Source organism: Salinicola sp. RZ23 (assembly GCF_003206675.1).
GTDB classification, from domain to species: domain Bacteria; phylum Pseudomonadota; class Gammaproteobacteria; order Pseudomonadales; family Halomonadaceae; genus Salinicola; species Salinicola endophyticus.
In genome coordinates this window covers 98,081-120,981 of record NZ_PZJK01000012.1, presented here as the reverse complement: position 1 = coordinate 120,981, position 22,901 = coordinate 98,081, and the positions used below count along the sequence as shown (strand labels likewise).

The 22,901-nt window shown below is 67.0% G+C and carries 24 protein-coding genes and 1 other RNA gene; 19 read left to right on the top strand and 6 right to left on the bottom strand.

The window, feature by feature from the left end; all coding sequences use genetic code 11:
• Positions 1 to 20: 20 nt before the first annotated feature.
• The 6 genes from DOM67_RS12460 (at position 21) to hisD (ending at position 5,012) form a co-directional block, all read left to right on the top strand.
• Positions 21 to 683, top strand: a complete 663-nt coding sequence (locus DOM67_RS12460; RefSeq protein ID WP_110676307.1) for an ABC transporter substrate-binding protein — start codon at positions 21 to 23, stop codon at positions 681 to 683.
• Positions 680 to 1,045 (top strand): STAS domain-containing protein, encoded by a 366-nt coding sequence (locus DOM67_RS12455; protein ID WP_110676305.1) that lies wholly within the window; start codon positions 680 to 682, stop codon positions 1,043 to 1,045. Before DOM67_RS12460 ends, DOM67_RS12455 begins: the two co-directional genes overlap by 4 nt.
• Before the next feature lie 323 nt (positions 1,046 to 1,368).
• Entirely contained in the window at positions 1,369 to 1,623 is a 255-nt protein-coding gene (locus DOM67_RS12450; protein WP_110676303.1) for a BolA family protein, read from the top strand.
• Positions 1,624 to 1,706: 83 nt separating this feature from the next.
• A complete protein-coding gene (murA, locus tag DOM67_RS12445; RefSeq protein WP_110676301.1) occupies positions 1,707 to 2,969 on the top strand; it encodes a UDP-N-acetylglucosamine 1-carboxyvinyltransferase in 1,263 nt (420 codons plus the stop codon).
• 17 nt (positions 2,970 to 2,986) lie between these two features.
• Positions 2,987 to 3,634, top strand: coding sequence for an ATP phosphoribosyltransferase (hisG, locus tag DOM67_RS12440; protein ID WP_110676299.1), 648 nt, complete (start codon positions 2,987 to 2,989; stop codon positions 3,632 to 3,634).
• Between the two features lie 67 nt (positions 3,635 to 3,701).
• A complete protein-coding gene (gene hisD / locus DOM67_RS12435; protein ID WP_110676297.1) occupies positions 3,702 to 5,012 on the top strand; it encodes a histidinol dehydrogenase in 1,311 nt (436 codons plus the stop codon).
• A 159-nt stretch (positions 5,013 to 5,171) separates the two neighbouring features.
• Here hisD and DOM67_RS12430 read toward each other — a convergent pair whose 3' ends face one another.
• A complete protein-coding gene (locus DOM67_RS12430) occupies positions 5,172 to 6,536 on the bottom strand; it encodes a Do family serine endopeptidase (protein WP_110676295.1) in 1,365 nt (454 codons plus the stop codon).
• 207 nt (positions 6,537 to 6,743) lie between these two features.
• On the opposite strand from DOM67_RS12430, the gene DOM67_RS12425 reads away from it, so the two are divergent.
• Positions 6,744 to 7,517, top strand: a complete 774-nt coding sequence (locus DOM67_RS12425) for a Nif3-like dinuclear metal center hexameric protein (RefSeq protein WP_110676292.1) — start codon at positions 6,744 to 6,746, stop codon at positions 7,515 to 7,517.
• A gap of 101 nt (positions 7,518 to 7,618) precedes the next feature.
• On the opposite strand, the gene DOM67_RS12420 is transcribed toward DOM67_RS12425, so the two are convergent.
• Complete coding sequence (locus tag DOM67_RS12420; protein WP_157958855.1) at positions 7,619 to 8,068, bottom strand: DUF1043 family protein; 450 nt, start codon at positions 8,066 to 8,068, stop codon at positions 7,619 to 7,621.
• A gap of 192 nt (positions 8,069 to 8,260) precedes the next feature.
• On the opposite strand from DOM67_RS12420, the gene zapE reads away from it, so the two are divergent.
• From zapE to DOM67_RS12395, 5 genes are all read left to right on the top strand, one after another.
• A complete protein-coding gene (gene zapE / locus DOM67_RS12415; protein WP_110676288.1) occupies positions 8,261 to 9,445 on the top strand; it encodes a cell division protein ZapE in 1,185 nt (394 codons plus the stop codon).
• A gap of 186 nt (positions 9,446 to 9,631) precedes the next feature.
• Entirely contained in the window at positions 9,632 to 10,060 is a 429-nt protein-coding gene (gene rplM / locus DOM67_RS12410) for a 50S ribosomal protein L13 (protein ID WP_035473795.1), read from the top strand.
• A 12-nt stretch (positions 10,061 to 10,072) separates the two neighbouring features.
• Positions 10,073 to 10,462 carry a 30S ribosomal protein S9 gene (gene rpsI / locus DOM67_RS12405; protein WP_035473793.1) on the top strand — a complete coding sequence of 130 codons (390 nt, stop codon included), beginning with the start codon at positions 10,073 to 10,075 and terminating at the stop codon, positions 10,460 to 10,462.
• Between the two features lie 168 nt (positions 10,463 to 10,630).
• Positions 10,631 to 11,257, top strand: a complete 627-nt coding sequence (gene sspA, locus DOM67_RS12400; protein WP_110676286.1) for a stringent starvation protein SspA — start codon at positions 10,631 to 10,633, stop codon at positions 11,255 to 11,257.
• A gap of 38 nt (positions 11,258 to 11,295) precedes the next feature.
• Positions 11,296 to 11,766: a ClpXP protease specificity-enhancing factor gene (locus DOM67_RS12395; RefSeq protein WP_110676284.1), complete on the top strand. Its 471-nt coding sequence runs from the start codon at positions 11,296 to 11,298 to the stop codon at positions 11,764 to 11,766.
• A gap of 140 nt (positions 11,767 to 11,906) precedes the next feature.
• Here the strand turns inward: DOM67_RS12395 and DOM67_RS12390 are convergent, their stop codons facing one another.
• Genes DOM67_RS12390 through DOM67_RS12375 form a run of 4 tightly spaced genes read right to left on the bottom strand, consistent with a single transcriptional unit; the run spans position 11,907 to position 15,347 of the window.
• Positions 11,907 to 12,461 carry a BON domain-containing protein gene (locus DOM67_RS12390; RefSeq protein WP_110676282.1) on the bottom strand — a complete coding sequence of 185 codons (555 nt, stop codon included), beginning with the start codon at positions 12,459 to 12,461 and terminating at the stop codon, positions 11,907 to 11,909.
• 5 nt (positions 12,462 to 12,466) lie between these two features.
• Positions 12,467 to 13,060, bottom strand: a complete 594-nt coding sequence (locus tag DOM67_RS12385) for a phosphoheptose isomerase (RefSeq protein ID WP_035473784.1) — start codon at positions 13,058 to 13,060, stop codon at positions 12,467 to 12,469.
• An 18-nt stretch (positions 13,061 to 13,078) separates the two neighbouring features.
• Complete coding sequence (locus DOM67_RS12380; protein WP_110676281.1) at positions 13,079 to 13,447, bottom strand: YraN family protein; 369 nt, start codon at positions 13,445 to 13,447, stop codon at positions 13,079 to 13,081.
• Complete coding sequence (locus DOM67_RS12375) at positions 13,431 to 15,347, bottom strand: penicillin-binding protein activator (protein ID WP_110676279.1); 1,917 nt, start codon at positions 15,345 to 15,347, stop codon at positions 13,431 to 13,433. The genes DOM67_RS12380 and DOM67_RS12375 overlap by 17 nt, the downstream gene beginning before the upstream one ends.
• A 277-nt stretch (positions 15,348 to 15,624) precedes the next feature.
• On the opposite strand from DOM67_RS12375, the gene rsmI reads away from it, so the two are divergent.
• The 7 genes from rsmI to murF all read left to right on the top strand — a co-directional run bounded on the left by rsmI (position 15,625) and on the right by murF (position 22,895).
• On the top strand, positions 15,625 to 16,482 hold the full coding sequence (gene rsmI / locus DOM67_RS12370) for a 16S rRNA (cytidine(1402)-2'-O)-methyltransferase (protein WP_110676277.1): 858 nt from the start codon (positions 15,625 to 15,627) through the stop codon (positions 16,480 to 16,482).
• A 106-nt stretch (positions 16,483 to 16,588) separates the two neighbouring features.
• Positions 16,589 to 16,938: RNase P RNA component class A (rnpB, locus tag DOM67_RS12365), an RNA gene on the top strand.
• 32 nt (positions 16,939 to 16,970) lie between these two features.
• Entirely contained in the window at positions 16,971 to 17,951 is a 981-nt protein-coding gene (rsmH, locus tag DOM67_RS12360; RefSeq protein WP_110676366.1) for a 16S rRNA (cytosine(1402)-N(4))-methyltransferase RsmH, read from the top strand.
• 9 nt (positions 17,952 to 17,960) lie between these two features.
• Positions 17,961 to 18,290 (top strand): cell division protein FtsL, encoded by a 330-nt coding sequence (ftsL, locus tag DOM67_RS12355; protein ID WP_110676275.1) that lies wholly within the window; start codon positions 17,961 to 17,963, stop codon positions 18,288 to 18,290.
• A complete protein-coding gene (locus DOM67_RS12350) occupies positions 18,287 to 20,008 on the top strand; it encodes a penicillin-binding protein 2 (RefSeq protein WP_110676273.1) in 1,722 nt (573 codons plus the stop codon). Before ftsL ends, DOM67_RS12350 begins: the two co-directional genes overlap by 4 nt.
• The gene (locus tag DOM67_RS12345) at positions 20,005 to 21,543 is read left to right on the top strand and encodes a UDP-N-acetylmuramoyl-L-alanyl-D-glutamate--2,6-diaminopimelate ligase (RefSeq protein WP_110676271.1); all 1,539 of its coding nucleotides are present in this window, start codon (positions 20,005 to 20,007) and stop codon (positions 21,541 to 21,543) included. The genes DOM67_RS12350 and DOM67_RS12345 overlap by 4 nt, the downstream gene beginning before the upstream one ends.
• The gene (gene murF / locus DOM67_RS12340) at positions 21,540 to 22,895 is read left to right on the top strand and encodes a UDP-N-acetylmuramoyl-tripeptide--D-alanyl-D-alanine ligase (protein WP_110676269.1); all 1,356 of its coding nucleotides are present in this window, start codon (positions 21,540 to 21,542) and stop codon (positions 22,893 to 22,895) included. The genes DOM67_RS12345 and murF overlap by 4 nt, the downstream gene beginning before the upstream one ends.
• The last annotated feature ends 6 nt before the right edge of the window (positions 22,896 to 22,901 follow it).

Below are 22,901 nucleotides of genomic sequence, written 5' to 3'. Positions count from 1 at the left end.
TCGTAGACAAGGAGTCGATGATGAACGCAACCCGTTTTTACCGCCGCTCTGCCGGCTTCGTGGCCGCCCTGATGCTGGGGCTGTGTGCCGTGGTGTCCACCGCTCAGGCGCAGACCCAGACGCCCACCGAGGTGATCCGTCAGAGCGTCGATTCGTTGATGTCGGAGCTCGAGGGCAAGAAGGACTACTACGCCCAGCACGAGGACGAACTGGCCCAGCTGGTCGATAGCAACATGGCGCAGGTCGCCGACTTCCGCTATATCGGCGCCAGCGTGATGGGGCGCTACTTCCGGGCGGCGACGCCGGAGCAGCGTTCGCGCTTCGTCAAGGTGTTCCGCAAGACGTTGATCGATACCTACGCCAAAGGTCTGGTCACCTTCGACTACAAGACCCTGCGAGTGAAGGACGCCGAGGACACCGGTCGCTATGAGGACCAGGCCTCGGTGCCGGTCGAGGTGGTATCGACCACCGGCAAGACCTATCCGGTCAGCTTCACCCTGCGCCAGAGCGACGGCCAGTGGAAGGTGATCAACGTGATCGTCAACGGCATCAACCTGGGTCTGACCTTCCGCAACCAGTTCGATCAGTCGATGCGTGACAACGATCGCGATTTCGACAAGGTGATCGACAACTGGGCGCCGAAGGTCGACACCGATCAGCTCGAGAAGGGTGGCGATTCGTGAGTCTGCTGCTCGAGCGTGAGGACGCCACGCTGGAGGTGGTCGAGGGTAACGTGCTGACCATCCGCGGCGAGGCGGACTTCGACAGTGCCGGCCCGCTGGCCCAGGCGGGTCGGCACTGGCTGGGCGCTCAGCCGGCGGAGACCCAGGTCTCGTTCGATCTGACCGCGGTGGAAGTCGCCAGCAGTGCCGTGCTCAGCGTGCTGCTGGTCTGGGTGCGTAGCGTGCAGAAGCACTCGCTGCACCTGGAGCGGGTGGCGCTCTCGCGTCCGCTGCGCCGGCTGATGGATATCACCGAGCTGGGGCCACTGCTGCCGGCCCGTGAAACCACCTGCCGCGAAGACGAGGCGCCCGCCTCGCCCTGAAGTCGCCTCGCTGGATAGGCGGAGACGCGGCGCCCCGGCGCTCGCGTCTCTATCTCTCTTCCTTGCCTGCCTGTTGCGGCCCCGCCGTTGCTGCCGTTCTGGCTTGCATCGTTTTTGCCTGCCTGTGGCATCGCCAGGGCGGGGCGATTGCCGCACCTTGAAGAGGGGCGCTTGCGCCACGCGGAAATCGCCCTCGCGTTTATCATCTTGATGGCTTGCATCGTTTTTGCCTGCCTATGGCGTCGCCAGGGCGGGGCTTTTTCCGCTACCATGTGGCGCTTTCCCTGCGCATCCGGCGCAGCAGTCATACGGGAGCCGAGTCTATGCAACCCAGCGACGTCAAACGTCTGCTCGAAGATCGAATCGACGGCTGTGAATTCCATATCCAGGGCGAAGGCTGCAACTTCCAGGTCGTCGCCGTGGGCGAGGTCTTTGCCGGCCTCAACAAGGTCAAGAGCCAGCAGTTGATCTATGGCGCACTCTCCGACGAGATCGCTTCGGGCGCGCTGCACGCCATCACCATCAAGACCTTTACCCCGGCGCAGTGGGCCGAGGCGCCGGAAAACGCGGGGTTCTGATCGCGTCCGCTGCCGCGGCGGCGGATACGCTTTCGTCACGGTCGGTCACCTGGCCACTTCTTTTCGATCTATAGCGAACCTCCATGGACAAGCTGATCATTACCGGTAACGGCCCGCTCGACGGCGAAGTCTGGGCCAGCGGGGCCAAGAACTCGGCGCTGCCGATCCTGGCGGCGACGCTGCTCGCCGACGAGCCCGTCACCATCGGCAATCTGCCGCACCTGCAGGACATCACCACCACCCTCGAACTGCTCGGCCGGATGGGCATCGAGCCGGTGATGGGCGAGAAGATGAGCATTCAGATCGATGGCTCCCAGGTGCGCGACAGTCACGCGCCCTACGAGCTGGTCAAGAAGATGCGCGCCTCGATCCTGGTGCTGGGTCCGTTGCTGGCGCACTTCGGCACCGCCGACGTGTCGCTGCCGGGGGGCTGTGCGATCGGCTCGCGCCCGGTCGACCTGCATATTCGCGGGCTCGAGGCGATGGGCGCCGACATCCGTGTCGAGGGCGGCTACATCCGTGCCCGGGTCGACGGCCGGCTCAAGGGCGCCACCATCTTCTTCGACACCGTGACCGTGACCGGGACCGAGAACCTGCTGATGGCGGCGACGCTGGCCGACGGCACCACCACGCTGGAGAACGCCGCGCGGGAACCGGAAGTGGTCGACCTCGCGGAGTGCCTGATCGCGATGGGCGCCAAGATCAGCGGTCACGGCAGCGACACCATCGTGATCGAGGGCGTCGAGCGGCTCCACGGTTGCCACTACGATGTCATGCCCGACCGCATCGAGACCGGTACCTTCCTGGTGGCGGCGGCGGCCACCGGCGGGCGCGTGCGCGTGCGCAATACCCGCGCCGACATCATGGAAGCGGTACTCAGCAAGCTCGAGGAGGCCGGCGGCAAGATCACCTCCGGTGAGGGCTGGATCGAGCTCGACATGCAGGGGCGTCGGCCGCGGGCGGTGAACATTCGCACCGCGCCTTATCCGGCGTTCCCGACCGACATGCAGGCGCAGTTCGTGGCGCTCAATGCGGTCGCCGAGGGTACCGGCACCGTGGTCGAGACGATCTTCGAAAACCGCTTCATGCACGTGCAGGAGCTCAATCGCATGGGCGCGCACATTGCCCTGGAGGGCAATACTGCGGTGGTGACCGGGGTCGAGCGCCTTTCCGGGGCGCCGGTGATGGCGACCGATCTGCGCGCATCGGCAAGCCTGGTGGTGGCAGCGATGGTGGCTCAGGGTGAGACCCTGGTCGACCGGATCTATCACATCGACCGTGGCTACGAGTGCATCGAGGAAAAACTGCAGCTGCTGGGTGCGCGGATTCGCCGCGTGCCGGGCTAGCCGGGTGTAGAGATACCATGAGCGATCAACTGATTCTCGCGCTCTCCAAGGGGCGCATTCTCGAAGAGACGCTGCCGCTGCTGGCGGATGCCGGGGTGGTGCCGGCGGACGACTTCGGCAAGAGCCGCAAGCTGTTGTTCGATACCAACCTGCCCGACGTCAAGCTGGTGGTGATCCGCGCGGTGGATGTGCCCACCTATGTACAGCTGGGCGCGGCCGATCTCGGCGTGGCGGGCAAGGACGTCCTGCTCGAGCATGGCGCCGAAGGGCTCTACGAGCCGCTGGATCTGGAGATCTCGCGCTGCCGGCTGATGACCGCCGGGATCGTCGGCGCCCAGCCGACGCACGCGCGGCGCCGGGTGGCGACGAAGTTCGTCGAGGTCGCACGCCGCTATTATGCCGAGCAGGGCATCCAGGCCGAGGTGATCAAGCTCTACGGCGCCATGGAGCTGGCGCCGCTGATGAATCTGGCCGACGAGATCGTGGATATCGTCGACACCGGCAATACCCTGCGTGCCAATGGCATGGAGCCGCGTGAGCTGATCGAGGAGATCAGTACTCGACTGGTGGTCAACAAGGCCTCGATGACCATGAAGCATGCGCGCCTGAAACCGCTGATCGAACGCCTGCGTGGCGCCGTCAGCGCCCGCCGCGAGAGCGCCTGATCCTGAGTGATGTGCCGTGCGTCCGTGCCGACGGCCGGGTGCAGGCAATGACCGAGAGAGTGAATCGATGAGCCAAACTCCGACCATCGCCCGCCTGAACACGCGGGATGCCGACTTCGATGCGCGCCTCGACGCGCTGCTGGCCTGGGAGGGCGTGTCCGATCATTCGGTGGCGGCACGGGTCGACGAAATCCTGGCGGCGGTGCGCCAGCGGGGCGACGCCGCGCTGATCGAATACACCCAGCGCTTCGACCGGCTGACCCTCTCCAGCGCCGCCGATCTCGAACTCGCCGGCGAGCGCCTGGCTGCGGCCTACGCCGGGCTGCCGGACGCGCAGCGCGACGCCCTCAGCCATGCCGCGGAGCGCATCCGCAGCTACCACGAGCAGCAGAAGCCCGGCTCCTGGCACTACGAGGAGGCCGACGGCACGCTGCTGGGGCAGAAGGTCACGCCGCTCGAGCGGGTGGGTATCTATGTGCCCGGCGGCAAGGCGGCCTATCCCTCCTCGGTGCTGATGAATGCGATTCCGGCCCAGGTCGCCGGGGTGGCGGAGATCGTCATGGTGGTGCCGACCCCCGATGGCGTGGTCAACGAGCTGGTGCTGGCGGCGGCGCACCTGGCCGGCGTGCACCGGGTCTTCTGCGTCGGTGGCGCCCAGGCGGTCGCGGCGCTCGCCTACGGCACCGAGAGCGTGCCGCGGGTGGACAAGATCGTCGGCCCCGGCAATATCTACGTGGCCACCGCCAAGCGTGCGGTGTTCGGGCAGGTGGGTATCGATATGATCGCCGGGCCCTCGGAGATTCTGGTCGTCTCCGATGGTGGTACCGATCCCGAGTGGCTGGCGCTGGATCTGTTCTCCCAGGCCGAGCACGACGAAGATGCCCAGGCCATTCTGGTGACCTGGGATGCCGAGCACCTGGAAGCGGTACACGCCGCCATCGAGCGTCTGCTGCCGACTCTGGAGCGCGCCGAGATCATTCGTCAGTCGCTGTCGCGGCGCGGAGCCCTGGTGCTGTGCGACGGGCCCGAGCAAGCTGTGGCCCTGGTCGACCGCATCGCCCCCGAGCATCTGGAGCTGTCGGTAGCCGCACCGCGCGAGATGGCCGAGCAGGTGCGCCATGCCGGTGCCATCTTCATGGGCCGCTACACCGCCGAGGCGCTGGGTGACTACTGCGCCGGCCCCAACCACGTGCTGCCGACGTCGGGCACGGCGCGTTTCTCCTCGCCGTTGGGGGTCTACGACTTCCAGAAGCGTTCGTCGCTGATCGAGTGCTCGGCCGCCGGTGCCGACCGCCTGGGGCGTACCGCCTCGGTGCTGGCCCGGGGTGAGTCGCTCACCGCTCACGCACGCTCGGCGGAGAGCCGCTGGCAGCGTTGAGGCACAGCCAGCGGTGCCAGGGTTTTTACGCAAAGGCTGGGGGTTTTACGCAAAGGGTTTTTTGCGAAAGCGCTTTTTGCGAAAAGAAGGTCCAACGCGATTGCCGCCNNGGCGGCAATCGCGTTTCCGGTGGCCGGGTAGTGGGCGTTGGCGGATGGTTCAGTCTGCCTCGGAAGCCGACCCGCTGCTGTTCGGCGCCGCGGTGTCGCTTTTTGGCGTGGTGCCGGCATCGGGGGCATCCGAGCGATTCGAGCTCGAGCCCTTCGTGCCGCTGTCCGGCGTGCGGCTGCCATCGCTACCGCGCTTGGTGTCGCCGGCGGTGGGTTCGGGACGCTCGCCGACGGTGAGTGTCACTTCGCGCTTCTCGCCGTTGCGCAGTATGGTGATCGGGAGCTGGGTGCCGGGGGAGATCTCGGCGATGTCGACCATGGTCTCGCGCGGGTCGAGAATCGGCTTGCCGCGAATCGCCAGCAGGATGTCCCCCGGTTCGAGCCCGGCCTTGGCCCCCGGGCCGCCGGCCACCACGTTGGCGATGATCACACCGCTCAGGGTCTTGAGTCCGAAGGAGGCGGCCAGGTCGGGTGTCATCTGCTGGGCGTCGATGCCCAGCCAGCCGCGGATCACCCGGCCCTGGGTGACGATGTCGTCGAGAATGCTGCGTGCCAGGTTGGTGGGGATGGCGAAGCCGATGCCCTGCGAGCCGCCGGAGCGTGAGAAGATCGCGGTATTGATGCCGACCAGGGAGCCGTTGGCATTGACCAGGGCGCCACCGGAGTTGCCGGGGTTGATCGCGGCGTCGGTCTGGATGAAGTCCTCGTAAGCGTTGAGCCCGATATGGTCACGCCCGGTCGCGCTGATGATCCCCATGGTCACCGTCTGGCCGACCCCGAACGGGTTGCCGATCGCCAGCGCCACGTCGCCGATGGCGACGTTTTCGGAGTTGCTGAGCTTGATCACCGGCAGGTCCTTGAGGTCGATCCTGAGCACCGCGAGATCGCTTTCCGGATCGGTGCCGATCACCTTGGCGATCGCCTCGCGACCGTCGCGCAGCGCGACCTGGATCTCGTCGGCGTCGTTGATCACATGGTTGTTGGTGAGGATGTAGCCATCCTTGCTGACGATGACGCCGGAGCCGAGACTCGACAGCATGCGTTGACGCTGCGGCAGATTCTTGCCGTAGAACTGGCGGAAGAAGGGGTCGGACATCAACGGGTGCTGGCGGGTATCGACGATCTTCGAGGAGTAGACGTTGACCACGGCCGGGGCAGCCTGGTTGACCGCTTCGGCGTAGCTCACCGTGGGGTTGCCGCGCACCAGCGGCGGAGCTTCCTCGACGCTGGGGGCCGCGCGTTCACCGCCGCCGGAGAGGTGGGCGGTGGTGGTGTGGTTGGCATTGGTGGCCTGGCTGGGGGTGGCGCGTTCCCCGCCGCCGCCGAGCAGCGACGGGAAGGCGTAGAGCAGCACGATGGCGAGCAGGATGCCGCAGACGGTGGGCCAGAATAGCGCGGCAAAGTGACGGCGCATGCGCGGGGTCCTTGGGCTGATAGCGGCCACGGGAGGCCGCCACCGGGGTGTCTGTCCGGGGTGTATGGCGGTCGCGAGCCGCGCGCTGCGGCCCGGCGCCGAATGCCCTGGCGGCGCCTGTGATGCCGCGGGCGGGCACAGGGGCTCGACGGCGTCGACCTCGAGTGCGAGTGTAACATTCATCGATGACTTTGCGCGGGAGAGAGCATGATTTCACGAGCAGCCCTTCAGGCGGCGATCGACGCCGAACTCCGCCCCCAGGCGTTCAAGGACTACACCGTCAACGGCTTGCAGGTCGAGGGGCGCGAACGCATCACCCGGGTGATGACCGGGGTGACGGCATGTCAGGCGCTGCTCGACGCGGCGGTGGCGTGGGAGGCCGATGCAGTGCTGGTGCACCACGGCTATTTCTGGAAGAACGAGCCGGTAGCGGTGACCGGCATGAAGCGCCGCCGCTTCGCGACGTTACTCGGCCATGACATCAATCTGCTGGCCTACCATCTGCCCCTGGATGCCCATCCGGAGCTCGGCAACAACGCCTGCCTCGGCCGCCGGCTGGGGCTGGTGGCCGAACGCTGCCTGGATGGCGAGCTGGGGCAGGGGCTTCTGTGGTATGGCGCCCCCGATACTGGGCTCGACGGGGCCGCGCTGGACAGCCACGCGCTCGCCGCGCGAGTCGAGTCGGCGCTGGGGCGGCGGCCGCTGCTGATCGAGGGGCACCAGGGGCCGCTCGAGCGTATCGCCTGGTGTACCGGTGGCGCCCAGGACATGCTGCCGCTGGCCGCCGAGGCGGGGGCGCAGGCGTTCATCTCCGGCGAGATTTCCGAGCGCACCACCCATCTGGCGCGAGAGCTGGGGGTCACCTATCTGGCGGCGGGGCATCACGCCACCGAACGCGATGGGGTCGAGGCGCTGGGCGAGTGGCTGGCGGCACGTTTCGATATCGAGCACCGTTTCGTGGATATCGATAACCCCGCTTGAGCGCGATCAGCGCAGCGGGCGAGGGGGTGAGAGAGCATGCAGGGGGAGTAGTGGGGGCTGCCGCCGGGCGAGGCGCCGGCGGCAGTGAAGCGGGTGTGGACTCAGTAGCGCGGTGGTTGGCTGACGTTCTCCTCCTCGTCGCGCTTCTTGCGCACGCCGTAGTCCTCGGCCAGAGTGCCGCGGTTGCCATCGGCGTAGTCCCGCGGGACCTGGGGGACGTCGACATTGGCGTCCTCTTCCTCGCCCTGGCCATGCAGCCGGCGCTTGAGCTGCAGGTCATCGACCAGGCGATCGGCACCGTTTACCAGATGGCTTTCGAGCTCCTGGCTCTGGCGCTGGATGCTGGAGGCGAGATCGGCGACCTTGGCGAAGTGGTCGTTGAGCGAGTCGCGAACCTGATTGAGCTCGAGCTCGGTTTCGGCCAGACGCTGACGCACCTTCTGATTGCGCGCCACGTTGGCGTTGAGCAGATGGTAGCAAAGGGCGCCGATACCGATGCCCGCGAGGAAGCAGGCGATGGCCAGGATCCAATCGATATTGCTTTCGTTCACTATGCGCTCCTTTGGCGTCGTGCCCGGCCTCGGCGTGACCGGCACGACCATGCTTGAGATCGTTGCAAACCCATTATATCGATCGGTTCGGTGATCGGGTCAAACCTCGCGTGTGGGGATGACGCTGTCAAGACTTTCGTCGAGCGCTATAATCCCCCGCCATCCGCTCCTGCATGAGGCCATCGATCCGCCATGACTGCTCCCCGCTCCGCGACGTCCGCTGCCAATGCCCAGACGCCGATCGCGCGTTACCGCGCCGATCTCGAGCGCGACGACTTCAGCTACGACGCGGCGCAGGAGAATGCCGTCAAGCACCTGCAGCGCCTCTACGACGACCTGCTGCGGGCGCCGGCTCCCAAGCCCTCTACCACCGGTGCCGGCGGCGATTCGGCGCTCTCCAAGGTCGCCGGGCTGTTCGGCAAGCGCAAGGCAGCCGCGCCCGAGGCGCCGGCCAAGCCGGCGGTCATGGGACTCTACTTCTGGGGCGGTGTGGGACGCGGCAAGACCTATCTGGTCGACGTCTTCTTCGAGTCGCTGCCGTTCGAGCGCAAGATGCGCACCCATTTCAACCGCTTCATGCAGCGCGTTCACCGTGAGCTCGACGCCCACAAGGGCGAGAAGAACCCGCTGACCCAGATCGCCGTGCAGTTCGCGCGCGAGGCGCGGGTGATCTGCTTCGACGAGTTCTACGTCAAGGACATCACCGACGCCATGATCCTGGGCAATCTGATGGAGGCGCTGTTCGCCCAGGGCGTGGTACTGGTGGCGACCTCCAATATCGTGCCCGACGACCTCTACAAGGATGGCCTGCAGCGTTCGCGCTTCCTGCCGGCGATCGATCTGCTCAAGCGCAATTGCGAGGTGGTCAATGTCGACTCCGGGGTCGACTACCGCCTTCGCGCGCTGGAGCAGGTGGAGATCTTTCACTCGCCGCTGGACGACGAGGCCGAGCGCTCGCTGGCCAGGAGTTTCCGGTCGGTTGCCGGTAGCGAAGGGCGCGAGAATGCCAAGCTCACCATCAACCATCGCGAGTTGAGCGCGCGCCGGCTGTGCGAGGGGGTGGTGTGGTTCGACTTCAAGGCGATCTGCGACGGGCCGCGTAGCCAGAACGACTACATCGAACTGTCGCGGGAGTACCACACGGTGCTGGTCTCCAAGGTGCCGCGCATGGGGGCGGGCAGCGACGACCAGGCACGTCGCTTCATCAGCATGGTCGACGAGTTCTACGACCGCGCGGTGAAGCTGCTGCTCTCGGCGGAGACCGAGGTGGAGTCGCTCTACACCGGTGGCAACCTCAGCTTCGAGTTCGAGCGGACGCTGTCGCGGCTGCAGGAGATGCAGTCGCGGGACTATCTGGCGCTGGCTCACAAGCCTTGAAGGGCAGGGCATGACGGGGCGGCGCGAGACAGGCTCGTATCCCTCTTTCGCCGCTCGAGGGGCTCGTGTACAATGCGCGCTCTTCGATCCGTTGTCGCTCCTGTCGGGAGGGGCAACCCAAGAAAAATAGGGATGGTCGAGAAGCCTGGCTTCGAGACCCAAATACGATTATTTGGTGAAACACTCATGAAGACGTTCAGTGCCAAGCCGCAAACCGTGCAGCGCGACTGGTATGTCGTCGATGCATCGGGCAAGACGCTCGGTCGTCTGGCGACGGAGATCGCCCGTCGCCTGCGTGGCAAACACAAGCCGGAATACACCCCGCACGTCGACACCGGCGATTACATCGTCGTGGTCAACGCCGAGAAGGTGCACGTCACCGGCAACAAGGCGCAAGCCAAGAATTACTACCGTCATACCGGTTACCCGGGCGGCCTGCGCTCCATGTCGTTCGAGAAGCTGATCGACCACGCTCCTGAGCGTGTGATCGAGAGCGCCGTCAAGGGTATGCTGCCCAAGGGCCCGCTGGGTCGTGCCATGTACGCCAAGCTCAAGGTGTACGCTGGTACCGAACATCCGCACGCCGCGCAGCAGCCGCAAGAACTGAACATCTGAGGGTAGACCGCAATGGCACAACAGTACTACGGCACCGGGCGTCGCAAGACCTCCACCGCTCGTGTGTTCCTCAAGCCGGGCACCGGCAAGATCACCGTCAACAGCCGTGAGCTGGGCGAATACTTCGGTCGCGTCACCGCGCAGATGGTCGTGCGTCAGCCGCTCGAGCTGACCGAGACCACCGGCCAGTTCGACGTCTACATCACCGTCCAGGGTGGCGGCGGTTCGGCCCAGGCCGGCGCCATTCGTCACGGCATCACCCGTGCGCTGATGGACTACAACGAAGAGCTGCGCAAGCCGCTGCGTGCGGCTGGCTACGTGACCCGCGACGCGCGCGAAGTCGAGCGTAAGAAAGTCGGTCTGCGTAAAGCCCGCCGTCGTCCGCAGTTCTCCAAGCGCTGATCCGTCCCGGATCCCACGCGCGCTCGACGCCCGACTCACCATGGTCGGGCGTTTTGCTGTTGGTACCTTTGCTGGCGATGCCGGTGCGCTGGCCGTGCGGTCAGCGAGCCCCTGGCGGGTTGCCCGCCGTGTTATCATTGACAGCTGAATCAATGCGAGGAATGTTTCATGGGTGTAGTGGCCAAGCGATCGTCGATGACTTTCTACTCCGGCAGCGATGATCACTTCAGTCATCGCGTGAGAATCGTGCTGGCCGAAAAGGGGGTTGCCGTCGATATCCTGGATGTCTCGGCCGACGAGCACAACGCCGAGCTCGCCGATCTCAACCCCTACAACAGCGTGCCCACGCTGCTCGATCGTGACCTGGTGCTCTACGAGTCCAAGGTGATGATGGAGTATCTCGACGAGCGCTTCCCGCATCCGCCGCTGCTGCCGGTCTATCCGGTGGCGCGCGCGCAGAGCCGCCTGTGGATGCATCGCATCGAACGCGAGTGGTGCCCGCTGGTCGAGCAGATCCAGCAGGGTTCCAAGAAGGACGCCGAGAAAGCGCGCAAGGAGCTGCGTGAGAGCCTGGCGGGCATCTCGCCGATCTTCGAGGACATGCCCTATTTCATGAGCGAAGAGTTCACTCTGGTCGACTGCTGCATCGCGCCGATTCTGTGGCGTCTGCCGACGCTGGGCGTGGAGCTGCCGGAGAAGCAGGTCAAGCCGCTGATGAGCTACATGGAGCGCGTGTTCGCGCGCGATGCCTTCAAGGCGTCGCTGTCCGAGTCCGAACGTGAAATGCGCAGCTGAGACCGCTCGCCGGTCAAGCCGCTCGAGAAGGAGGTGACATGCTGACCAGTCGTCCCTATCTGGCGCGAGCCCTGTACGAATGGCTGCTCGACAACGATCAGACGCCTTACATCGTGGTCGACGCCGGCAAGCCGGGCGTGCGCGTGCCTCAGCAGTTCGTGCAGAACGGCCAGATCGTGCTCAATATCGCCCCGGCTGCGGTGCGCGACCTGCAGATCGACAATGCCGCGCTGACCTTCGGTGCCCGCTTCAGCGGCCAGCCGATGCAGGTGGTGGTGCCGACCGATGCCCTGATCGCCATCTATGCGCGTGAGAATGGCGTCGGCATGGTGTTCGGGCAGGAGCCTGTAATGCCCGAGTTCGCCGCCGAGGAAGAAGCGGAGCTGGAAGACGATGGCCGTCCGTCGCTCGAGAGCGTCGACGATGCCTCGGCCAGCGCCGAGGCGTCTGACGCCGACGACGGGCCGCGTCCCGAGAAGGGCAAGCCGTCGCTGCGTATCGTCAAGTAGTCGGCTGACGCCACGCCTGCCATTGCGCAGAAATCAAAAACCGCCGCCGAGTCGATCTCGGCGGCGGTTTTTTCATGCCTTGCCTAATCTCGTCAAAGTCGCGCTGGCTCGAGCCAGCGCTGACGGCCTTTCTACCAATCCTAGTTGAGGTATTCGAAGACCTTGACGATACGCTGCACGCCGCCGACACCCGAGGCGGCGTTGACCACTTCACCGGCCTGTTTCTGGGTCACCAGGCCCATCAGGTAGACCGTGCCATTCTCGGTGATCACGCGGATCAGGTTGGCATCGATATCCTCGTTGGCGACCAGGTTGGCCTTGATGCGTCCGGTGATCCAGGTGTCATTCATGCGCTGGCTGAGCGGGGTGTTGGCCGAGACCATCAGCTCGTTGTGGACCTGGCGCACGCTGCGCACCTGCTGAACGATCTCGCCGGCTTTCTGCTTGAGCTCCTGGCTCGGCACCTGGCCGGTCAGCAGCACATTGCTGTTGTAGCTGTCGATGTTGATGTGGGCATCGCCGAAGCGCGCATCGGCCGCCTGCAGATCACTGTAGATCTTGCTCTGGATGGTGCTGTCCTCGACCTTCGCCCCCGGTGTGCGCTCGGCGTAGTTCTCCTGGGTGTTCTGGCTGGCACAGCCGCCCAGGGTGAGCAGGGCGATCACGCATGCGGAGAGAATCAGTGTCTTCTTCATGGGGTTCACTCGTTGCTACCGAAAAGTTGTTGATCGATCAAGTCGCACAGGCAGTGGATGACCAGCAGGTGGACCTCCTGGATGCGTGCGGTAGAGGTCGCCGGCACGCGGATCTCGCAATCTTCCTGGCCCAGCAGCGAGGCCATATCACCGCCATCGCGGCCGGTCAGCGCGACCACGCTCATCTCGCGGTCATGCGCTGCCTGGATCGCCTGTACCACGTTGGCCGAGTTGCCGCTGGTGGAGATGGCGAGCAGGATGTCGCCCGGCTGACCGAGGGCGCGGATCTGCTTGGAGAAGACGTCGTTATAGCTGTAGTCGTTGGCGATCGAGGTCAGCGTCGAGGTGTCGGTGGTCAGGGCCAGGGCCGGCAGGCTGGGGCGCTCGCGCTCGAAGCGGTTGAGCAGCTCCGAGGAGAAGTGCTGGCTGTCGCCGGCGCTGCCGCCGTTGCCACAGGCCAGGATCTTGCCCTCGCTGACCAGGCACTGGACCATCATCTGGCTGGCGACCTCGATGAAGGGCGGAAGCACCTCGCTGGCGTAGGTCTTGGTGTCGATGCTGGCGTTGAAGTGATCGAGTATGCGTGCTTGAAAGTCCATGGATCGCCTATTGGACGGTTAATATGCGTCGAATGCGGCACGAATCCAGTCGAATTCGAGATCGGGCTGGCTGCCGGTGACGCCGACGACGTCGAAGCGGCACGGACATGATAGCCGCTGTGCCTGGAGATAAAAACGCGCCGCGCGGACGAGGCGGCGCTGCTTGGCGGCGGTGATCGTCTCCATCGGGTCGCCGTAGTCGGAGCGCCGGCGATGGCGCACCTCGACGAACACCAGGGTGTCGCCGTCGCGCATCACCAGGTCGATCTCGCCGCCCTTGGCGTGCTGGTTGCTGGCCACCAGCGTGAGGCCGTGGTTGGCCAGCCAGCGGGCGGCGGCCTGTTCCACCGCCAGCCCACGAGCGCGGGCGTCAGTTCCCGCCGGCATCGCCGTTGCCATTCGTTGCCGGGCCGAGCGGATCCCCCGGCACGCCATCCGTACCATTACCGGTCGTGGCACTGGCGTTCGGGGTGGCGCTGTTGCTGCTACCGCTCGACGTCTGCTGCGGGGTGCCGGCGTTGCTGCCGTCGCCCAGCGTCGCCCCTGGAGAGGCAAGCAGCGGCTGGGGCACGCCGGCCTGGAACACGGCCCAGGGCAGGGTGCGCTGGATGCGCCCGTCTTCGCGCGCCTGCAGGTTACCGGTGGCGCCGTACACCTGGGTGCTGGGTAGCGCCTGCAGCAGCGGCAGGCGGCGCGCCAGCTCCAGAGCGTCCACACCCATGGCGTTGAGCTTGAGTAGACCGGGGTCGTCCTGGGTCGCCAGCTGGCGGTAGGTGGTGGCGTAGGGCAGGGCGTCGACCCCGCCGGCGGCGGCGTCCGGAATCATCCACGGCAGGTCGACGAACTGGACGTCGTTGAGATCATGGTCGGCGCGCGGCTGCGGCGTGCCCTCGTAGATCTGCGAGGTGGCGTAGACCGGCAGCTTGCCGGCGTAGTAGAAGTCGAGGGTCGGCGGAACCTGGCGGGCGTAGCTGGGCAGTGCGAGCAGGAACAGCATGTCCGGTTTCGATGAGCCGCCTTTGAGCATCCGGCTGACCGCCTTGGTGACCGAACCCGAGGGATCGTAACTGACCACCGAGGCGAGCTGTCCGCCGTCTTGCTGCCAGCGGTCGCGGAACGCCGCCAGTACCCGTGAGCCCCACTCGTTGTCGGGGACCAGAATGCCGGCGTGGCGGTGACCGTCGAGATAGGCGCGTTGGGCCACCTGGCGCGCTTCGTCCTCGGCGGAGAGGCCGTACTGGAACAGCTCGGCGGCCTGGTTGCGCGCGTGCTCGCCGTAGTTCAGGGCCAGTGTCGGCAGGGGCACGCTGGCGCGGGTCTCCAGTTGATTGACCTTGTCCTTGCTCAACGGGCCGATGACCGCCTGGGCGCCGCCGAGGGTGGCCTGGGCGTAGAGGGCATCGATGTCCTGCTGGCTCGAGTCGATGAAGGTGAGCGCTGGCACCTTCTCGCCCTGGGCGCGGGCGTCGTCCAGGCGCGCTTCCATGCCTTGGCGGATCGCTTTGGCGACATTGGCCAGCGGGCCGCTCTCGGGCAGCAGCACGGCGACGCGGTCGATCTGACGCCCCTCGACCTGATGCAGGGCGCTGAGCTCCTGCGGCAGGCGGCGATTGGCCGGGTGGTCAGGATAGCGGCTGCGCCACTGGTCGAGGCGGTCGAACAGGCCCGCGACGTCGCCGCTGGCGCTGCGGTAGAGGCGCGCCAGGGCGACCCAGCCCTGGGTGAGGGAGTCGTTGCTGCTGGCGGCGAGGGTGTCGAGGCCGGCGGGGCTCAGGCGTGACAGCGGCTTCCAGATCTCGTCGTTGAGCTCATAGGGGGCGTTGTCGCGCTGCAGGCCAATGAGCAGATCCGCGGCGGCCTCCGGCTCGCCGATCATGTCCAGTGCGATGCCGCGGCGATAGCGCAGCGTCTGGGCGTCGGCAGTGGGGATGGCAATGCCGCTGTCGAGGATGTCGGTGGCGCGGACCACGCTCCAGCCATCCTTCTCGGCGAGGCCGGCATCCGACATCACCAGCGCCCAGCGCACGCGCAGGTCGGGATCGAGCTGGGCGCCGTCGATCTGTCCCGCGATCTGCAGCGCCTGCCGGGTATCCCCCTGGCGTGCTAGAATCTCCGCCGCCTGCAGGCGCGTGGCCGCAGCCTGCTGGCCGCTCTGGCTGCGGGCCTGGTCGAGCAGCGTCTGGGCGTCGGGGCCGCTGCTGCCCGGCATCATGCCGGTTCCGGCGCAGCCGGCCAGGATCAAGGCTGCCATCGCCGGCAGGAGAAGTCGCCGCAGGGCGTAACGCATAATGTCTGTCCCTTTTCCGTATTTGAGAGGCCGTGCGCTGTCGCGCCCCAGTGGCAGTGACGGTGGCCGGCCTCGGTTCCCTCGTTCCGCCGGCGACTGCCGGCCAGCGGCGGCCGTCGAAACGACTCCCTGAACTCTCGCTGCCGAGCGCCCTTGGCGAGGGCGAGGCGCTACGCGGCGACAACGCGAGACGGCGTCGACCCGAGCGACGAGCGGATCGTGCGCGAGACGCCTGGTACAGGATCTTCCCCATGCACCGCAACCCGGATGTTACCGAATGAGCGAGACAAATGAAGGCGTATTGTACGTGGTCGCTACGCCGATTGGGAATCTCGAGGACCTGAGTGCCCGCGCCGCGCGGGTGCTGAGTGAGGTCGACCGGATCGCCGCCGAGGATACCCGGCATACCCAGCGCCTGCTGCGTCACCTGGGGATCGAGCGGCCGCTGGTCTCTCTCCACGAGCACAACGAGGCCGCCCGCGCCGAGTGGCTGCGCGAGCGGCTGGCGGCGGGTGAGCAGCTGGCGCTGGTCAGCGATGCCGGCACGCCGCTGATCTCCGACCCGGGATTCGTGCTGGTGCGCGAGCTGCGCCGCAGCGGTTTCCGGGTGGTGCCGGTGCCCGGCGCCTGCGCACTGGTGGCGGCGCTCAGCGTTGCCGGGCTGCCGACCGATCGCTTTCTCTTCGAAGGCTTTCTGCCGGCCAAGTCGACGGCGCGCCGACGCCAGCTGGAAGCGGACGCCGAGCGTACCGAGACGCGTGTCTTCTATGAGTCGCCGCACCGGATTCGCGATCTGCTCGCCGACCTGGAAGCGACTCTGGGGGCGCGCCGGGTGGTGCTGGCACGGGAGCTGACCAAGACCTTCGAGACGCTGCTCGAGGGCACGCCCGGCGAGCTGCTGGCGCGCATGGCGGAAGATCCGGACCAGACCCGCGGCGAGTTCGTGGTCATGGTGGCCGGTGCCGCGGCGGCCGAGCTCGCCGCGGATGCCGCCGAGGGCGAAGCGCTGATCGCCGCGATGCTGGCCGAGGGGGTGGGCGTCAAGAGTGCCGCGGCGGTGGCGACACGGCTGCTCGGCGGGCGCCGCAAACAGTGGTATCAGTTGGCCCTGACGCAGCAGTCCGAGGCGCCATGAGACACGCCTGGCGCGTCGCCGTTCGGCGACAGGTGGGGCGCTGCGCATCGATGGCTGCAGCCCAGTGTTGAGAGGGGCAGGGGGGGCTGCTATTCTTGCGCGCTTGGGAGTTGGCCAGACAGTCGCCGCCGGTTGATCCGGGGGAGGAAAGTCCGGGCTCCATAGGGCGAGGTGCCAGGTAACGCCTGGGCGGCGCAAGCCGACGGCCAGTGCAGCAGAGAGTAGACCGCCTAAGCCGCTTCGGCGGCCGGTAAGGGTGAAAGGGTGCGGTAAGAGCGCACCGCGCGCCTGGTAACAGTGCGTGGCACGGTAAACCCCACCTGGAGCAAGACCAAATAGGGATCCTTCGGCGCGGCCCGCGCTGGATCCGGGTAGGTTGCTCGAGAGGTATGGCGACGTACCTCCTAGATGAATGACTGTCCTCGACAGAACCCGGCTTATCGGCCGACTCCCTCCTCTTTTTTCGCCGTTCGAATACCGAGATCCGCATGCTGCACCGCGACAAGGCTCCACAGGCACCCGACGATGGCGCGGCCGGCTCGCCGGACTACCGCCACACCAGTGTGCTGCTCGATGGCGCGGTCGAGGCGCTGGTGCAGGCACCGAACGGCTGCTACCTGGATGGTACCTTCGGTCGTGGCGGCCACTCGCGGGCGATTCTCGAACGTCTCGCCCCTGACGGGCGGCTGCTGGCGATCGATCGTGACCCTGCCGCGCTGGCCGCGGCCGCGGCGATCTCCGATCCTCGCTTTGACATTCGCCCGGGGGTCTTCGCCGAGCTCGATCAGCACGCCGCAGCCGCGGGTCTGATGGGCAAGCTCGATGGCGTGCTGCTCGATGTCGGCGTCTCTTCGCCGCAGCTCGACGACCCCGAGCGCGGCTTCAGCTTCCTGCGTGATGGCCCCCTCGACATGCGCATGGACCCCAGCTCCGGGGTCGGTGCCGCGGCCTGGATCGCGCGCAGCGACGAGCAGGAGATGGCGCGGGTGTTCAAGACCTACGGCGAGGAGCGCTTCGCCAAGCGTATCGCGCGGGCCATCGTCGCGGCGCGCCGTGAGGCACCGATCGCGCGTACCCAGCAGCTGGCCGAGATCGTCAAGGCCGCGCATCCGGCCTGGGAGAAGGGCAAGCATCCGGCGACCCGGGTCTTCCAGGCGATTCGCATCCATCTCAACGACGAGCTGGGGCAGCTCGAGCGTGCGCTGAGCGCCGCGCTGGAGACCCTCGCCCCGGGTGGTCGCCTGGTGGTGATCAGCTTTCACTCCCTCGAGGATCGGCTGGTCAAGCGCTTCATTCGTGATCAATCCCGCGGCGACACCCACTTGCCCCGCGGCATGCCGATACGCGAGGATCAGCTCAACAAGCGGCTCAAGCCGGTGGGCAAGGCACTGCGTCCCGGTGAGCGCGAAGTCGATGGCAATCCCCGTGCGCGCAGCGCGGTGATGCGCATCGCCGAGAAGTTGGCGTAAAGGAGCTCCATGGCCGTTCAAGGAAGACGCAGGCCCCCACTCTATGGGGACTGGCCATTCGCCCGCCGCACGGGCACCCGTTCGATCATCCTGATCCTGCTCATCGTCGCTATCCTCGCCAGTGCGCTGGCGATCATCAGCACGTCCCACCTCACCCGCCTGCAGTACGCACGACTGCAGAAGCTCGAGAACCAGCGCGATGCGCTGCAGACCGAGTGGGGGCGCCTGCTGCTGGAGGAGAGCACCTGGTCGTCGCCGGCCCGCATCGAGGCGCTCGCCAGCAAGCGCCTGGACATGCGCGTGCCGAGCGTGGGTGACGTCAAGGTCATCACCCCATGAGCGCCACGCGCCGACGCACCGCTACCCCCAAATCCCGCGCCGCGAATGCGCCGCTGGGGGGCGGCCGCTACTGGTTCATGCTGTGCATCATTCTGGTCGCCCTCGCTGCCCTGGTGGGGCGCGTGGTCTATCTGCAGGTGATCGACCGCAGCTTCCTGCAGGATCAGGGCGATGCACGCACCCTGCGGGTGGAGTCGATCGGTGCCCACCGCGGCATGATCAGCGATCGCAACGGTGACCCGCTGGCGATCTCGACCCCGGTGGTCACGCTTTGGGCCAACCCGCAGGAGCTGCCTACCGACCCGATCCAGCTCACCATGCTGGCCCAGGCGCTCAAGGTCGACCCGCAAGAGCTGCGCGATCGCGTTGGCCGCTACGCCCAGAAGGAATTCATGTATCTGCGGCGTCAGCTCACCCCGGCCCAGGCCCAGCCGGCGATTGATCTGCAGGTGCCCGGGGTCTACGCCCGCGACGAGTACAAGCGCTACTACCCGGCGGGCGAGGTGGCGGCCCAGCTGGTCGGAGTGACCAATGTCGACGACCGCGGGCAGGAGGGGCTGGAGCTGGCCTACAACCGCTATCTGACCGGCGAGCCGGGCAAGCGTCGCGTGCTGCAGGACCGCAAGGGGCGGCTGGTGCGCGACCTGCACCTGATCAAGGATGCTCGACCCGGCGGTGACCTCAAGCTATCGATCGATCTGCGCCTGCAGTACATGGCCTACCGTGAGCTCGCCGCCGGGGTGCGCGAGAACGACGCCGACGGTGGCTCGCTGGTGATGCTCGATGCCCGCACCGGTGAGGTGCTGGCGATGGCCAACTTGCCCTCCTACAACCCCAACAATCGCTCCGACGTCGACGTGCGCGGGCTGCGCAACCAGGCGATCACCGATGCCATCGAGCCGGGCTCGGTGATGAAGCCGCTGGCGATGTCGGCGGCGCTGGCCTCCGGTAAGTACACCCCGCAGAGTGTCATCGACACCTCGCCCGGGTGGATGGTGGTGGATGGCTACACGATTCGTGACTTCCGCAACTACGGTAAGCTCACCCCGGCGGGGATTCTGTTGCACTCCTCCAACATCGGCATGGCGCACATCGCGCTGTCGCTGCCCAAGGACACCATCTGGAACCGTTATCGCCAACTCGGCCTGGGCCAGTCGCCGGGCACCGGTTTCCCGGGTGAGAACAGTGGCAGCCTGCCGTCGCTGACCAATCTGCCGCGTAGCGCCCAGGCAGCGATGGCCTACGGCTACGGCATCGCGGTCACGCCGCTGCAGCTGGCCAGCGCCTATACCGCGATCGCCAATGACGGCAAACGCCTGCATCCGTCGCTGCTCAAGCTCAGTGGCGAGCCGGAGAGCGACCAGGTGATGGCGCCCAAGGTGGCGCACGAGCTGCTCCAGATGATGGAGCAGATCGTCAAGCCCAATGCTGGCGGCCATCTGGCGATGGTTCCCGGTTACCAGATCGCAGGCAAGACCGGTACGGTGCGCAAGGTCACCAGTACCGGCTATCAGAAGACCGCCTATCGCGGGCTGTTCGCCGGTATTGCGCCGGCCAACAATCCGCGCATCGTCACTGTGGTGATGATCGACAATCCCAAGAAGGGCGATTATTACGGTGGCCTGGTCGCTGCGCCGGTGTTCAGCCGCGTGGTTGGCAGCGCCCTGCGTCTGCTCGATGTGCCGCCGGACCAGCCCGAAGAGGAGACGGCACCATGACGCTCGAAGTCGAAGTCTCGCGTCTGATCCAGGCGCTCGCGTCGCTGTGGCCGGAGGCTGACCTGGTGTCACTGCGACGACGTCTGGCCGATGCCGACAGCGTAGCCCTGGCCCTCGATAGTCGCGATGTGAGCGGCGGCGGTGAGCTGTTCGTCGCGCTGCCCGGGGTGGATCGCGACGGACGCGAGTTCATTGCCGCGGCGCTCGAGCAGGGCGCGGTGCTGGTGCTGGCCGAGGCCCACGGGCTCGATATCGCGTGGCACGAGGACGCCCGCGTGATGGCGCTACCGGGGCTTGCCGGACGGCTGTCCGAGTTCGGCCGCCAGCTGTTCGCGGTGCCCGACGGCCTGACACTGATCGGTGTCACCGGCACCAATGGCAAGAGTTCGGTCACCCACTATATCGCCACCCTGCTGGAGGCCGTGGGGCGGCCGGCGGCGGTGATCGGCACCCTCGGTTATGGCCGCCCGCAGCGACTCAAGGCAGCGCGCCAGACCACGCCGGGGCCGCTCGAACTGCAGCAGATGCTGGGCGAGCTCGCCCGTGAGGGGGTCGAAACCGTGGCCATGGAGGTCTCCTCCCACGCCCTGGCCCAGGAGCGTCTCGGCGATACCCCGATCGAGGTCGCGGTCTTCACCAATCTGAGTCGTGACCATCTCGACTATCACGGCAGCATGGCCGCCTACGCTGCGGCCAAGGCGAAGCTGTTCCGCCGCGAGTCCCTGCGGCTGGCAGTGGTCAATGCCGACGATCCGCTGGCGCGATTGATGCTGGCGGGTCTGTCCTCCGGAGTGCGGGTGCTGGCCACCGGCGCGGCGGAGGCGACCACGCTGCGGGTGGCCGGCTGCGAGACGCTGCCGCAGGGGCTGCACGCGGTGGTCGCTTCGCCGGAAGACGAGCATCTGCTCGAACTGCCGCTGATGGGACGCTTCAATCTCGATAATGCGCTGCTGGCGATGGTCACGCTTTATGGCCTGGGTGTGCCGCTGGCGTCGCTATGGCCGGCGGCACAGACGCTGTCGCCGGTGCCCGGGCGCATGCAGCGGCTGCCGCGCGACCCTGATAGTGAAATGCCCAGCGTGGTGATCGACTACGCCCACACCCCGGATGCGCTGGACAATGCCCTGACCGCGCTGCGTGAGCATCTGCCGGCCCAGGCGGACAGCCAGCTATGGTGCGTGTTCGGCTGTGGCGGCGACCGCGACAGCGGCAAGCGACCCCTGATGGCAGCGGTCGCCGAGCGCCACGCCGACCGGCTGGTGGTGACCGACGACAATCCGCGTAGCGAGAACCCGGCGACCATTCGCGGCGAGATCGTCGCCGGTCTGTCGCCCGCGGCGGCGGCGAACGCCTGGTCGATCGATGGCCGTGGCGAGGCGATCCGGCGAGTGATCGCCGAGGCTGGCCCCCACGATATCGTGCTGATCGCCGGCAAGGGGCACGAGGATTACCAGGAGATCGCCGGTGTGCGCCACCCGTTCGACGATCTTGAGCAGGCGCGGGCGGCGTGCGCGCAGCGGGAGGCGCAGGCGTGAACCTGAGCTTGAGCGCCATCGCCGCGACCCTGGGAGCGCCCGGGGTCGCTGAGGATAGTGAGGTCGCACGCATCGTCACCGACACCCGTGAGCTTGCCCCGGGGGATCTGCTGGTGGCGCTCCAGGGCGAGCGCTTCGATGCGCACGACTTCCTCGCCATGGCGCGGGAGCGCGGTGCGGTGGGGGCAGTGGTCGCGCGTCCGGTGGCCGATCCGCTGGCACAGATCCTGGTGCCGGATACCCGTCTGGCATTGGGACTGCTGGCGCGGGCGCACCGGCTTGCCTGGGCAGGCGAGCTGGTGGCGGTCACCGGTAACAGCGGCAAGACTACGGTCAAGGAGCTGCTCGCGGCGATTCTCTCCCGGCGCGCCCCGACCCTGGCCACCCGCGGCAATCTCAACAACGACATCGGCGCGCCGCTGACCCTGCTGGGGCTGCGCGCGACCCACCGTTACGCCGCGGTGGAGCTGGGCGCCAACCATCTCGGCGAGATCGCCTGGACCACGGCGCTGGCCCGGCCGCAGGTGGCGATCATCACCAACGTCACCGGCGCCCATGTCGGCGAGTTCGGCGGCATGGGGCAGATCGCCCAGGCCAAGGGCGAGATCCTCGCCGGCCTGGGTCGTGACGGCGTCGCTGTGCTCGACCGCCAGGAGCACTATTTTCCCGTGTGGCGGGCACTGGCGGGGAGCGCCCGCGTGCTCGATATCGCCATCGATGCCCCGGCCGCCGTCACCGCCCACGATCTGGTCTGTGATGACGCCGGGCGGTATGCTTTCACGCTCTCGCTGCCGGACGCTCCGGCGCTGACGGTGAAGCTGGCGCTGATCGGGCGCCACAATGTGCGCAATGCGCTGGTGGCGGCGGCGGCGGCCCACGCACTCGGTTTCGCGCCGGCGGAGATCGTCGCCGGGCTCGTGGCCACCACCGCGATGAGTGGGCGCATGCAGGTGGTGGCAGGCGTACGCGGCAGCCGCCTGATCGACGACAGCTACAACGCCAACCCCGGTGCCATGCGCGCCGCGCTGGAGACGCTGGCGACCCTGCCGGCGCCGCGCTGGTGCTTCCTCGGCGCCATGGGGGAGATGGGGGCCGAGTCGGCCGCGCTGCACGCCGAGGTGGGGCGCACCGCGCGCGATCTCGGTATCGATTGTCTGGGTACGTTCGGGGAACCCGCGCGTGCCGCAGCCGAGGCCTTCGGTGACGAAGGCCGCCATTTCGACGACTGGGCGGCGCTCGAGCGCTTCGCCCGTGATCAGATGCCTTCCCACGCCAGCGTGCTGGTCAAGGGATCGCGTAGTGCCGGCATGGAAAGACTCGTGGCCGCGCTGCGTGACGACGCCTCAAGGTGAATCGGA

Bases quoted from the DNA above. Each gene is read 5' to 3' on its own strand.
- murA (WP_110676301.1), top strand. From the start codon at position 1,707: ATGGACAAGCTGATCATTACCGGTAACGGCCCGCTCGACGGCGAAGTC.
- DOM67_RS12385 (WP_035473784.1), bottom strand. From the start codon at position 13,060: ATGGACTTTCAAGCACGCATACTCGATCACTTCAACGCCAGCATCGAC.
- rsmH (WP_110676366.1), top strand. From the start codon at position 16,971: ATGCTGCACCGCGACAAGGCTCCACAGGCACCCGACGATGGCGCGGCC.
- DOM67_RS12350 (WP_110676273.1), top strand. From the start codon at position 18,287: ATGAGCGCCACGCGCCGACGCACCGCTACCCCCAAATCCCGCGCCGCG.
- rpsI (WP_035473793.1), top strand. From the start codon at position 10,073: ATGGCACAACAGTACTACGGCACCGGGCGTCGCAAGACCTCCACCGCT.
- DOM67_RS12390 (WP_110676282.1), bottom strand. From the start codon at position 12,461: ATGAAGAAGACACTGATTCTCTCCGCATGCGTGATCGCCCTGCTCACC.
- rplM (WP_035473795.1), top strand. From the start codon at position 9,632: ATGAAGACGTTCAGTGCCAAGCCGCAAACCGTGCAGCGCGACTGGTAT.
- DOM67_RS12430 (WP_110676295.1), bottom strand. From the start codon at position 6,536: ATGCGCCGTCACTTTGCCGCGCTATTCTGGCCCACCGTCTGCGGCATC.
- DOM67_RS12375 (WP_110676279.1), bottom strand. From the start codon at position 15,347: ATGCGTTACGCCCTGCGGCGACTTCTCCTGCCGGCGATGGCAGCCTTG.
- sspA (WP_110676286.1), top strand. From the start codon at position 10,631: ATGGGTGTAGTGGCCAAGCGATCGTCGATGACTTTCTACTCCGGCAGC.
- DOM67_RS12395 (WP_110676284.1), top strand. From the start codon at position 11,296: ATGCTGACCAGTCGTCCCTATCTGGCGCGAGCCCTGTACGAATGGCTG.
- hisD (WP_110676297.1), top strand. From the start codon at position 3,702: ATGAGCCAAACTCCGACCATCGCCCGCCTGAACACGCGGGATGCCGAC.
- zapE (WP_110676288.1), top strand. From the start codon at position 8,261: ATGACTGCTCCCCGCTCCGCGACGTCCGCTGCCAATGCCCAGACGCCG.
- DOM67_RS12425 (WP_110676292.1), top strand. From the start codon at position 6,744: ATGATTTCACGAGCAGCCCTTCAGGCGGCGATCGACGCCGAACTCCGC.
- ftsL (WP_110676275.1), top strand. From the start codon at position 17,961: ATGGCCGTTCAAGGAAGACGCAGGCCCCCACTCTATGGGGACTGGCCA.
- DOM67_RS12380 (WP_110676281.1), bottom strand. From the start codon at position 13,447: ATGCCGGCGGGAACTGACGCCCGCGCTCGTGGGCTGGCGGTGGAACAG.
- rsmI (WP_110676277.1), top strand. From the start codon at position 15,625: ATGAGCGAGACAAATGAAGGCGTATTGTACGTGGTCGCTACGCCGATT.
- hisG (WP_110676299.1), top strand. From the start codon at position 2,987: ATGAGCGATCAACTGATTCTCGCGCTCTCCAAGGGGCGCATTCTCGAA.
- DOM67_RS12450 (WP_110676303.1), top strand. From the start codon at position 1,369: ATGCAACCCAGCGACGTCAAACGTCTGCTCGAAGATCGAATCGACGGC.
- DOM67_RS12460 (WP_110676307.1), top strand. From the start codon at position 21: ATGAACGCAACCCGTTTTTACCGCCGCTCTGCCGGCTTCGTGGCCGCC.
- DOM67_RS12345 (WP_110676271.1), top strand. From the start codon at position 20,005: ATGACGCTCGAAGTCGAAGTCTCGCGTCTGATCCAGGCGCTCGCGTCG.